Raw genomic sequence first — 12,178 nt, 5'->3', positions numbered from 1 at the left:
CCCGAAGCACCAACGCGCCCCGGCTCTGGTAGACTTCAGCGCCTTGAATCCAAGGGGCCTCCTATGAACGACACCGTTCGTCTTACCCAATACAGTCACGGCGCCGGGTGCGGCTGCAAGATTTCGCCCAAAGTCCTGGAAACCATTCTCGCCGGCAGTGGCGCACAGAACCTCGACCCGCGTCTGTGGGTCGGTAACGCCTCGCGTGACGACGCTGCTGTCTACGCCATCGATGACCAAAAGGGCGTGGTCTCCACCACCGACTTCTTCATGCCCATCGTCGACGACCCGTTCGATTTCGGCCGTATCGCGGCCACCAACGCCATCAGCGACATCTACGCCATGGGCGGTGACCCGTTGATGGCGATCGCCATTCTCGGCTGGCCGGTCAACGTGCTGGCCCCCGAAATCGCCCGAGAGGTGATCCGCGGCGGCCGCGCAGTGTGTGACGCTGCGGGTATTCCATTGGCAGGCGGTCACTCCATTGACGCACCCGAGCCGATCTTTGGCCTGGCCGTCACCGGCCTTGTCGAAAAGCGCTTCATGAAGCGTAACGACACCGCCACCGTGGGCTGCAAGCTGTTCCTCACCAAGCCGCTGGGCATCGGCATTCTGACCACCGCCGAGAAGAAAGGCCTGCTGCGCGACGAAGACGTGGGCCTGGCCCGCGACGTGATGTGCACCCTGAACAAACCCGGCAGCCGCTTTTCCAGGCTGGCAGGCGTCACGGCCATGACGGATGTCACCGGATTCGGCTTGTTGGGGCATCTGGTGGAAATGGCCGATGGCAGCCAGCTGACCGCACGCTTGAATGCCGCCGCAGTGCCGCGCCTGGGCAGTGTCGATTTCTACATCGAGCAGGACTGCATTCCCGGCGGCACGCACCGCAACTACGACAGCTACGGCGAACGTATCGGCGCGCTGACCGAAGCACAGAAACTGCTGCTCTGTGACCCGCAAACCAGTGGCGGGCTGCTGATCGCGGTCGAGCCGTCCGAGGAGGCCGCGTTCCTGGCCATGGCCGTTGAGCTGGGCTTGAGCCTGTCGCCGATTGGCGAACTGGTCGAGCGACAGCGGCTCGCCGTCGAGGTGTCTTGATGCGCGACAACAGCGCCCACTTTCGCGACATCTTTCTCCACGACATCCCGATGATGGACGTGCGCGCCCCGGTGGAATTCGTCAAGGGCGCGTTTCCGGGCGTGATCAACCTGCCGCTGATGAACGATGTCGAGCGGCAGAAGGTCGGCACCAGCTACAAGCAGGAAGGGCAGCAGGCGGCCATCGAGCTCGGCCACCAACTGGTGTCCGGCGAGCTAAAGCAAGCGCGCATCGAAGCGTGGGCGGCCTTTGCCAACGAGCACCCGGAAGGCTTTTTGTACTGTTTTCGGGGTGGACTGCGTTCGCAGATCACCCAGCAATGGCTCAAGACCGAGGCGGGTATTCAGTACCCGCGCATCATCGGCGGCTACAAGGCCATGCGTAACTTCCTGATCGGGGTTACGGAGCAAGCCGTCGCCGAGTGCGATTTCGTGCTGATTGGCGGCCTGACCGGGACCGGCAAGACCGAAGTGCTGCAGCAACTGGACAACGCGCTGGACCTGGAAGGCCTCGCCAATCATCGTGGCTCAAGCTTCGGCAAACACGCGACGCCGCAGCCGGGGCAGATCGATTTCGAAAACCAGCTCGCCATCGACATTCTGAAGAAGCGCGCCACACACCTGCATCAGTTCGTGATCGAGGATGAAGGCCGGATCGTCGGCAGTCGTGCGGTCCCGCTGGAGCTGTACCGGATCATGCAGGCTGCGCCGCTGGTGTGGCTGGAAGACAGCTTCGAAGGCCGGGTCGAGCGGATTCTCAAGGATTACGTGATCGACTTGTGTGCCGAGTTCATTGAGGTGCAGGGTGTCGAAACGGGCTTCGCAGGCTATGCCGAACGCCTGAAACAGAGCCTGTCGAGCATCGTGCGCCGCCTGGGCGGAGAGCGTTATCAGCGGCTCTCAGCGATCATGGACAGTGCGCTGGAAGAGCAGGCGCGCAGCGGCGACGTTGATCAACACCGGGCCTGGATCAGCGCCATGTTGAGCGAATACTACGACCCGATGTACGTCCATCAGCGCGACAGCAAGAACCCGCGCATCGAATTCGCCGGTGAGCAAGCGGCGGTGGTGGAGTACCTGAGGCACAGAGCGGCTCGGTAACCTGCCGATCTGTAAGGCGGTCGAGGTTCCTGTTGGGCAATGATATGCCCTGTGGGAGCGAATTCATTCGCGAGAGGCCAGTACGGTCGACACGCATTCGTGGCCTGAACCACCGCTTCACGAATGAATTCGCGCCCACAGTCCGGGCTGGGTGTAACACAAGTACCTGGGCCAGACCGCCGCACTTAAAGACAGTCTGGACGCAGGTCCTGCGTCCACTTTTACAACACCGCAGCCCCAATCAAGCCGCTGACGACGCCTACCACCATGGTCAGCACGCCCACCGTCACCAGCACTTTGCTGTCGAAGGATTTACGCAGCATCAGCAGCGACGGCAGGCTCACGCTCGGCAGGGTCATGAGCAAGGCCACGGCCGGTGCGGTGCCCAGGCCGAGCGTCATCAGGGTCTGCACGATCGGGATTTCGGCGGCGGTCGGGATCACGAACAGCGTGCCGACGATGGCCAGCGGCACCAGCCACAGCAGGCTGTTGCCCATCGCGCCATCCACATGCGGGAACAGCCACACGCGGGCAGCCCCCAGTACCAGCACGGCCACGATGTAGATCGGGATGGTGGTCCAGAACAGTTGCCAGATTGTCTTGCCCCAACGGCTCAGCAGGCTGCCTTGCTCCGGCGCTTTCGCTTCAACCACGGCTTCCACGGCCGGTTCCGGCAATGCTTCGGGCCGTGAAATACGTTGCGCCACCAGCGAAACGCCGATCACCAGCACAATGCCCGCCACCAGGCGCAACGCGGTGAAACCCCAGCCCAGCACGAAGCCCATGAACACCAGCGTCGCCGGGTTGAGCACCGGGTTGGCGATCCAGAACGCCAACGCCGCGCCTACCGAGACGTTCTGCTTTCGCATACCCGCCGCGACCGGCGCCGCGCAGCAACTGCACATCATGCCGGGCAGGGCGAACAGGCCGCCGCGTACGGTAGAGCCCAGGCCGGCACGACCGAACATGCGCAGCAGCCAGTCACGCGGGATCAGCACTTGCAGCAGCGAACCCAGGATCACCGCCAGCACGGCCGCTTTCCAGATCGCCAGGAAATACACCTGAGCGTAAGCCAGCGCAGCGGCCCACGGGTTGGCGGGGTTGTCGTTGATGATCGAGCCGCCAATGTTGTGCGTATCGGCAGCGACGAAGGACTTCAGGTAATACGGCGACCATTTGACGTAGTACAGACCGATGGCGGCCACCAGCAGAAACACCAGAGGTTTCCACCAGAATGACCAGCCACGGCGTTCAGTGGCGAGTGGGAGTGTGGACATGAGGGGCACCGAGGCAAGAAAACAGGGGCGCGATGATACGCTTTCGCAAACCAGTGTAGTAGCTGTTGCAGGGTGTGTCGGGTATGCACAGCAGCGTTCTGCCAGACTGAGGCAACCGATCAGCGTCAACAGACTCAACGTGTCAGCCTCCGAATACCAATCCCGACGCTTTCAGCAACTCCTGCGTATAGGGCTGCTGCGGATGAGCGAATATCTGCCGGGAGGAACCTTGTTCCACGACCTTGCCGTCCTTGATCACGATCAGGTCGTGGGCCAGGGCATGGACCACGGCCAGGTCATGGCTGATGAACAGGTAGGTCAAGCCGTGGCGGATCTGCAAATCCCTCAGCAAGGCGACAATCTGCTTCTGCACGGTGCGATCCAGAGCCGAGGTCGGTTCGTCCAGCAGGATCAGGTCCGGCTCCAGCACCAGCGCGCGGGCAATGGAAATGCGCTGGCGTTGCCCGCCGGAAAACTCATGGGGATAGCGATGACGCGTTTCCGGATCCAGACCGACTTCGCGCAACACCCGAATGACCGTTTCTTCGCGCGTCTGCGGCGTGCCGATGCCGTGCGTCAACAAGCCCTCGGCGATGATCTGCTGAACGGTCATCCTCGGACTGAGGCTGCCGAACGGGTCCTGAAACACCACCTGCAAGCGTTTACGCAGCGGGCGCATCAGGTTCTGGCTGTGCAGGCTGAGTTCCTTGTTGCCGAAGCGAATCCCGCCTTCGGAGTCGATCAGTCGCAGGATCGCTTGCCCGAGTGTGGATTTGCCCGACCCTGATTCGCCGACGATCCCCAGCGTCTTGCCTTTGACCAGCTCGAAACTGACACCGTCCACGGCCTTGATGTACTGCCGCTCGCGGCTGAACAGCGGCTTGGGCAGTGGAAACCAGACCTTCAGTTCATCCACCGAGAGCAGCGTTTGCGCGTGCACGCTGGGCACGGGCTCGCCGTCCGGCTCGGCATTGATCAGCAACCGGCTGTATTCATGCTGAGGGTGGCTGAACAGGGTTTGACAGTCCGCCTGTTCGACGATTTCGCCAGCACGCATCACGCAGACCCGCTGCGCGATGCGCCTGACCAGATTGAGGTCGTGGCTGATCAGCAGCAATGACATCCCCAGTCGAGCCTGCAACGACTTCAGCAACTCGAGGATTTTCACCTGCACGGTCACGTCCAGGGCGGTGGTGGGTTCGTCAGCGATCAGCAGGTCGGGCTCGTTGGCCAGCGCCATGGCAATCATCACCCGTTGCCGTTGACCGCCGGACAACTGATGGGGATAAGCTTTGAGCCGATGCTGTGGGTGGTGGATGCCGACCAGCTCCAGCAATTCAAGCGTTCGCGCACGCGCCGCCTTGCCTTTGAGGCCTTTGTGCATCGCGAGGATTTCACCGATCTGTTTTTCCACCGTGTGCAGCGGGTTGAGCGAGGTCATCGGCTCCTGAAAGATCATGGCGATCCGGTTGCCGCGCAGGCCGCGTAACTGGCTGTCGCTGGCATGCACCAGATCGATGCCGTTGTACCAGATGTTGCCTTGCGTGGTGACGGTCTTCTTCGGCAACAGGCGCAGGATCGAGTGGGCCGTCACCGACTTGCCCGATCCTGATTCACCCACCAGTGCCAGGCATTCACCCCGGAGGATGCTCAGGTCGATGGCGTGGACCACCTCGGTGCCATTGAAGGCCACTCGCAGCTGGCGGATCTCGATCAGGCTCTCATGTTTAGCGTCGTTCAAGGTCGCACCTCAGGTTCTGGGATCGAAAGCGTCACGGCAGGCTTCGCCGATGAACACCAGCAGCGAAAGAATCAGCGCCAGCGAACAGAACGCTGTCAGGCCCAGCCACGGCGCCTGCAAATTGCGCTTGGCCTGGCCGATCAGTTCGCCCAGCGATGCGCTGCCCGCCGGCATGCCGAAGCCCAGGAAGTCCAGCGCGGTCAGGGTGGCAATGGCCCCGGTGACGATAAAGGGCAGGTAGGTGAGGGTGCTGGTCATGGCGTTGGGCAGGATGTGTCGCAGCAGCAGGGCGCTGTCGGTCAGGCCCAACGCGCGAGCGGCTTTGACGTACTCCAGATTGCGTCCGCGCAGGCATTCGGCGCGCACCACGTCGACCAGCGCCAGCCAGGAGAACAGCGCCATGATGCCCAACAACCATCCGAAACTCGGCTCGACGAAACCGGACAAAATGATCAGCAGGTACAGCACCGGAAGCCCCGACCAGATTTCCTGCAAGCGCTGGCCGATCAAGTCCGCCATTCCGCCGTAATAGCCCTGAATCGCGCCGGCGAACACGCCGATCACCGTGCTGATGGCGGTCAGCAACAAGGCAAACAGAATCGACACCCGCGTGCCGAACAACACCCGTGCCATCACATCGCGTGCCTGATCGTCGGTGCCCAGCCAGTTGCGTGCGCTCGGTGGGCTGGGCGAGGGGGCCTTGAGGTCATAGTTGATGGTGTCGTAGCTGAACGGGATCGGCGCCCAGAGCATCCAGCCGCCTTGGGATTGAATGAGGTTGCGCACGTAATCGCTGGCGTAGTCCGGCTCGAAGGGCAGTTCGCCGCCGAAATCGGTTTCCACGTACTGATGCAGCGTCGGGTAATAAAGGTTGCCCTGGTAACTGACGATCAGCGGCCGGTCGTTGGCAATCAGTTCGCCGCACAGGCAGATCAGCAGCAGGGCCATGAAGATCCACAATGACCACCAGCCACGCCGGTTGGCCTTGAAAAGCGCCATCCGGCGTCGGCTTTGCGGTGAAAATTCGAACATCAGGCGCTCCTCGCGGAAAAGTCGATGCGTGGGTCGACCAGGGTGTAGCAAAGGTCGCCCACCAGCTTGATCAGCAGGCCGAACAGGGTGAACAGGAACAGCGTGCCGAACACCACCGGGTAGTCGCGGGACACGGCGGCCTCGTAGCTCATGCGGCCGATGCCATCGAGGCCGAAGATGGTCTCGATCAACAGGGATCCTGCGAAGAACACGTCGATCAACGCCTGGGGAATCCCGGCCACTACCAGCAGCATCGCGTTGCGGAACACATGCCCGTACAACACCCGGTTTTCGCTCAGGCCTTTGGCCCGCGCGGTGACCACGTACTGGCGGCTGATCTCGTTGAGAAAGCTGTTTTTGGTGAGGATGGTCAGGGTGGCGAATCCGCCGATCACCAACGCACTGACGGGCAACACCAGGTGCCACAGGTAGTCGCGCAGCTTGCCGAAGGTCGAGAGGCTGTCGAAGTCGTCCGACACCAGCCCTTGCGCCGGAAACCAGCTCAGGTAGCTGCCGCCGGCGAACACCACGATCAGCAGGATCGCGAACAGAAAGGCCGGAATGGCGTAGCCGATGATGATCATCGTGCTGCTCCAGACATCGAACCGGCTGCCGTGGTGCACGGCCTTGCGGATGCCCAGCGGGATGGAAATCAGGTAGGTGATCAGCGTCGCCCACAGGCCCAGCGACAGGGTCACCGGCAGTTTCTGGGCAATCAGGCCAGTCACCGTCGCGCCGCGAAAGAAGCTGCTGCCAAAATCCAGCTGTGCGTAGTGGGTCAGCATCAGCCACAGGCGTTCGTGCATCGGCTTGTCGAAACCGTACTGGTGCTTGATCGCCTCCACCAGCGCCGGATCCAGCCCCTGCGAGCTGCGGCTGACGCTGCCGCTGGCGGCGACTTCACCACCGCCCCCGCCAATCCCGGCGTGGGTACTCAGCCCCTGGACCCGCGCAATGGCCTGTTCCACCGGGCCACCGGGCGCGGCCTGCACGATGAGAAAGTTGACCACCAGAATGCACAGCAGGGTGGGAATGATCAGCAACAGGCGACGCAGTGCGTAAGTCAGCATCTCAACGCCCCTCGTTCTGAATAGCGGACGCGGATGGCGCGCTGGTTTGGGGTGCAAGGCGCGCGGCCATGGCCTCGTTGGTCAGGGCCACCGGGCTGACTTCCCACCAACTGTCCAGCCCGACGTCATAGATCGGCTCTACCTTCGGCCGGCCAAACCGGTTGGCAAACACCACGGGCGTGCCTTGGGAGTAATAATTCGGAATCATGTAGAAGCCCCACAGCAGCACCCGGTCCAGCGCACGTGCGTAATGCAGCATGTCGTTGCGGCTGTTGGCGGCCACCAGCCGGTCGATGAGCGTGTCCACCGCCGGATTGCGCAGCACCATGGCGTTGGAGCTGCCGACCTGCCGCGCGCTCTGGGAGCCGAACAGGTTGTACAGTTCGCGACCGGGCGAGAGGATCGGATTGCCGTTGTTGGGCAGCGTGACCACGATCATGTCGTAGTCCCGCGCGTTCAGACGGTTGATGTATTGCGCTGAATCGACGAGGCGAAAGTTCAGGGTGATGCCGATTTGCGCCAACACACGCTTGTAGGGCAGCACCAGGCGGTCGAAACCGCCCTGGCCGTCGAGAAAGGTGAATGTCAGCGGCTGGCCTGCCGCATTGACCAAACGGTTGTTCTTGGGATGCCAGCCAGCCTCGGCCAGCAACTTCAGCGCCTTCATTTGCTTGTCACGGATGTAGCCGCTGCCGTCGGTTTTCGGGGCTTGCCAGACCTGGGTAAACACTTCGTCGGGGACCTGTCCGCGCAGCGGCTCGAGGATGTTCAGTTCTTGCGCATCTGGCAGCGCGGTGGCGGCCATCTCGCTCTTGGGGAAATAGGTCTGCTCGCGCACATAAAAGTTGCGCATGATCTGCCCGTTGACCCACTCGAAATCCCAGAGCATGGCCAGCGCCTCGCGCACGCGGCGGTCCTGAAACATCGGCTTGTCGAGGTTGAACACGAACCCTTGCCCGGCAACCGGGCGCCGTTTGGCCAGGATGGTTTTTTGCAGGCGGCCGTCGAGCAGCGCGGGCGCGGTGTAGCCGACCACGTAACCGGAGGATGAAAATTCGCGGTTGTAATCGAAGCTGCCGGCCTGAACCAGCTGCCGGGCGACGTCGGTGTCGCCGTAGAAATTCACGGTCAGGGTGTCGAAGTTGTACAACCCGCGGCTGACCGGCAAGTCTTTGGCCCACCAGTCTTTAACGCGCTGGAAACTGACACTGCGCCCGGCGTCGACGCGGGACACGCGGTATGGCCCGCTGCCCAACGGCGGCTCGAAACCGCCGCCTTTGGTGAAGTCGCGGGTTTTCCACCAATGTTCGGGAAGAATGCGCATGCTCGCCAGGTCCAGCGCGAGGGTGCGATTGAGGGTGTTCTTGAAGTCGAAACGGATCTGGCCAGGGGCTTCGATCACCACGTCCTTGACGTCGCCGTACAACGGCCGGTAGCTGAAGCTGCCTTGCGTGATCAGGGTCTGGTAGGTGTAACGCACATCCTCGGCGGTGATCGGCGTCCCGTCATCGAAGCGCGCCTTGGGATTCAAGTAGAAACGCACCCACAGGTTATCGGGGTCGCGTTCCAGCTTTTGCGCGACCAGTCCGTACACGGTGTAGGGTTCGTCGAGTGAGCGATACGCCAATGGCGCGTAGACCCAGGTGTCGATCTGGCTCACGGAAATCCCCTGATCCACATAGGGCGTCAGGTAGTTGTACTGGCCGATCTCCTCGGCCGCGCGGCTCATCGACCCGCCTTTGGGCGCGTAAGGATCGACGTAATCGAAATGGGTGAAGTCGGCCGGGTATTTCGGCGGTTCGCCGTACACGGTCAGGGCATGCGCGGGGGCGGCAATGGCCATCGGCACGCCGGACAGCAGCGAGATGAAAAACACCACGGTGTAGAGCAACGCGATGCCGGGCAGCAGGCGTCGCAACGAAAGGGGGAGGCGCACATGTTCGGACAATCCTTGGTTTGCAGGTCGACGCACGTCCAGCGCTGGAAAAAATCCCCCGGCCGGGGAAGGTGGACGAGACCTGAAAGCCGGGGGCGCGATTTCGCAGAAGTACCCTGACGCGCCGGAGCATGAGCGCGTCAGGGGCGGTCACTTAGAAGTGGTACGTGGCGCGGGCGAACAAGGTACGGCCCAGCGGGTCGGCGTAACGCGGGTCATAGCCGGACTGGAAGTTGTAGGCCTGGTTGGTGAACGGCGGATCGCGATCAAAGAGGTTTCTCACGCCGGCGTCGATGTCCAGCACCTTCTCGAAGGTATGCCCGACCGACAGGTCCCACAGCGAGTACGACGGCACGGTGCCGTTGGTGCTGCGGTCATAGTCGTTGTAACCGCTGGTGAAGCGGTTGGTCAGGGACGCGCGGCTGTCGCCCAGGTTCCAGGTGGCCACCAACACGTGTTTCCAGCGCGCGATCACGCCGTCGCCCTGGAAGTCGCCGACCTTGTCGGTGTACGGGCCGTTAATGGTGTTCTGGAAGTCATAGCGATCCACGTAGGTGCCGGTCAGACCGACGCCGAACTGCCCGTATGGCGTGTTCGGGAAACGGTAGTCCAGTGTCACGTCGACGCCGCTGGTCTTGACGATGCCCAGGTTGGAGTTGCCGGTCACGATATTGGCGATGGAGCCGTCGGCGTTGCGGATGATGCGGTCGCCGTAAAGGTCCGACTGGTTGAACACGGTCGATTCAGGGAACGACTGAATCTGGTTGGAGATGTGAATCCACCAGAAATCCAGCCCCATCGACAGGTTGTTGATCGGCTGATAGACGAAGCCCAGTGTGACGTTGCGGGCTTTTTCCGGCGCCAGGTTGGCGTTGCCGCCGCTCAGGTTCAGGAACTGCTGGTTACAGTCGCGACCGGTCTGCCCGCCAGGCTGCACAGTGCCGCCAGCGCAGAGGGTCGGGTCGTCGTAGTAACCCTGGCTGTAGCTCAGGCTCTGCGGGGCATACAGCTCATACAGCGACGGCGCGCGGAAGCCTTCGCTGTAGGCGCCGCGCATCACCAGTTCCTTGAACGGCTGGAAGCGGAACGAGTATTTCGGGTTGGTGGTGCTGCCGAAGTCACTGTACTTGTCGTGGCGCACGGCGGCGGTCAGTTCCAGGCTGTCGAGCACCGGCACGTTCAGCTCGGCGTATTCGGCCTTGACGCTGCGGTCGCCGGACACGCTGCCGGCCGAATCCAGACCCAGGCTGCTGATGTCGTCGACGAAAGCCTCGTAGTCCTGATGCAGCTTCTCTTTGCGGTATTCGCCGCCCAGCGCCAGGCCGGCCTGGCCTGCACCGAACCAGTCGCCGATCTCGCGGCTGACTTTGCCGTCTAATCCGTACACGCGACCGACCGCGCTTGAGTACTGGCCGTGGTAGGCCGCGTTTTCGATGTATTGCTGACCCGCTGCCGATTGCGGGCCGAACGGATTGAGCAGTCCGCTGGCCAGACCGGCCCGGAGCGCCGCATCACTGACGTAGCCCGAGGTGACCGAGGACAGCACCTTGTTCTGGTTGTAGTTGGCGCCGACGTTGTAGTCCCAGCCGCCGACGGTGCCGTCGAAGGTCAACAGCAAGCGCTGGCTGGTGTTCTGGTCTTTGCTGCCACGCGGACCTGCCGCAGTTTCGCGCCAGGCAGTGTCCACCGGCTGGGTCGGGTCCAGGGCGAAGTTGGTCGGGGCCGGGGTGATGCCGTTGCCCGGGTAGTAAGGCGAGGTGGGGTCGATACTCAGGTCGGTCAGCGGCGCAGGGCCGATGCTGGTGGCGTTGTTGTTACGCGCCCAGAAGTATTCGAGGCTGACATTGTGGTCCTCCGCCAGCTTGCCGGTCGCACGGCCGAAAAAGGAAGTCTTCTCGGTTTGCGGCATCAGGTCGATGTACTCACGGGTACTGAACCGGCAGACGCCGTCGACGCCCACCAGACTTGGGCCGGCGCAGTTCGGACCGAGGGGGTTGGCGCTGTTGTCGCCTTGATAATAGTTGCCGGGAAAGGCGGTGCCGGACGTCTGATTAAGGCCGCGTCCCGGTACGTAATCCTTGTCGAAAGAACGGTCGTTGGCGTCCAGGTTCTGCTGCTTGTTGTAGTTGAACACACCCATCACGTTGAAACGGTCTTCGTCCAGATCTCCGAAGCCCCAACTGGCGCTCATGTCCTTGCTGGCGCCGCCACCGCTGGCGGTCGGCGTGTCGCCGCCCAGGCTCAGGGTGCCGTCGGTCATGGACTTCTTGGTGATGAAGTTGATGACGCCACCGATGGCGTCGGTGCCGTACAGCGCAGAGGCGCCGTCGCGCAAGACTTCAATCCGGTCGATGGCGGCAAACGGAATCATGTTCAGGTCGATGGCGCTGCCGTTCGGCGTGCCGACACCCGACAGCGCATTGTTGGCCAGACGACGGCCATTGAGCAGCACCAGGGTCTTGTTGGCGCCGATGCCGCGCATGTCGGCATAGGACGCACCGCCGGTGGACGCGCCGACCGAGCCTGCGCTGTTCATCATCGACTGGCTGCCGGTGATGCGCTGCACCATCTGTTCGGTGGTGGTCACGCCCTGTTTTTTCAGCTCGTCAGCACGCAGGATCGTCACCGGCACGGCGGTCTCGGCATCGGCGCGACGAATCGCCGAGCCGGTCACTTCCAACCGTTTGAGCTGGGTGGTTGCGGGCACTGCGGCGGCAGCCGGAACGGCGGCCTCGCTGGCCGGTGCTGCCTCGACGGCGGTATCGGTGCTGTCCGCCGCGTGTGCCGTGCTCATGCCCACGGCGAGCGCGCAGATCAACGCGCGCGGGTGCCGTCGTACTGCAACAACAAGAGGCTTGAGGGTAAAACCAGGAAAACTCATCAGCATGGTAATTTCCGACTTATTCCAGATGTTATTGAAATGG

The 12,178-nt window shown here is 62.5% G+C and carries 8 protein-coding genes; 2 read left to right on the top strand and 6 right to left on the bottom strand.

Annotated elements, in window-relative coordinates:
* Positions 1-63 precede the first annotated feature (63 nt).
* Positions 64-1,098, top strand: a complete 1,035-nt coding sequence (selD, locus tag AB4N84_RS27000; RefSeq protein ID WP_460044038.1) for a selenide, water dikinase SelD — start codon at positions 64-66, stop codon at positions 1,096-1,098.
* Complete coding sequence (gene mnmH, locus AB4N84_RS26995) at positions 1,098-2,198, top strand: tRNA 2-selenouridine(34) synthase MnmH (RefSeq protein ID WP_460044036.1); 1,101 nt, start codon at positions 1,098-1,100, stop codon at positions 2,196-2,198. The genes selD and mnmH overlap by 1 nt, the downstream gene beginning before the upstream one ends.
* Positions 2,199-2,419: 221 nt before the next feature.
* On the opposite strand, the gene AB4N84_RS26990 is transcribed toward mnmH, so the two are convergent.
* From AB4N84_RS26990 to AB4N84_RS26965, 6 genes are all read right to left on the bottom strand, one after another.
* Positions 2,420-3,475, bottom strand: coding sequence for a permease (locus AB4N84_RS26990; RefSeq protein ID WP_460044035.1), 1,056 nt, complete (start codon positions 3,473-3,475; stop codon positions 2,420-2,422).
* A 142-nt stretch (positions 3,476-3,617) separates the two neighbouring features.
* Positions 3,618-5,216, bottom strand: a complete 1,599-nt coding sequence (locus AB4N84_RS26985; protein WP_460044034.1) for an ABC transporter ATP-binding protein — start codon at positions 5,214-5,216, stop codon at positions 3,618-3,620.
* Between the two features lie 9 nt (positions 5,217-5,225).
* The gene (locus AB4N84_RS26980) at positions 5,226-6,248 is read right to left on the bottom strand and encodes an ABC transporter permease (protein ID WP_460044032.1); all 1,023 of its coding nucleotides are present in this window, start codon (positions 6,246-6,248) and stop codon (positions 5,226-5,228) included.
* Positions 6,248-7,318 carry a microcin C ABC transporter permease YejB gene (locus AB4N84_RS26975; protein WP_460044031.1) on the bottom strand — a complete coding sequence of 357 codons (1,071 nt, stop codon included), beginning with the start codon at positions 7,316-7,318 and terminating at the stop codon, positions 6,248-6,250. Before AB4N84_RS26975 ends, AB4N84_RS26980 begins: the two co-directional genes overlap by 1 nt.
* A 1-nt stretch (position 7,319) precedes the next feature.
* The gene (locus AB4N84_RS26970) at positions 7,320-9,161 is read right to left on the bottom strand and encodes an extracellular solute-binding protein (protein ID WP_460047159.1); all 1,842 of its coding nucleotides are present in this window, start codon (positions 9,159-9,161) and stop codon (positions 7,320-7,322) included.
* 247 nt (positions 9,162-9,408) lie between these two features.
* The gene (locus AB4N84_RS26965; protein ID WP_460044029.1) at positions 9,409-12,141 is read right to left on the bottom strand and encodes a TonB-dependent receptor; all 2,733 of its coding nucleotides are present in this window, start codon (positions 12,139-12,141) and stop codon (positions 9,409-9,411) included.
* Positions 12,142-12,178 lie beyond the last annotated feature (37 nt).

This window comes from Pseudomonas sp. S2_H01 (genome assembly GCF_054668305.1).
Note: the sequence above shows the minus strand (reverse complement) of the source record. Positions and strands in the feature narration are given on the sequence as shown.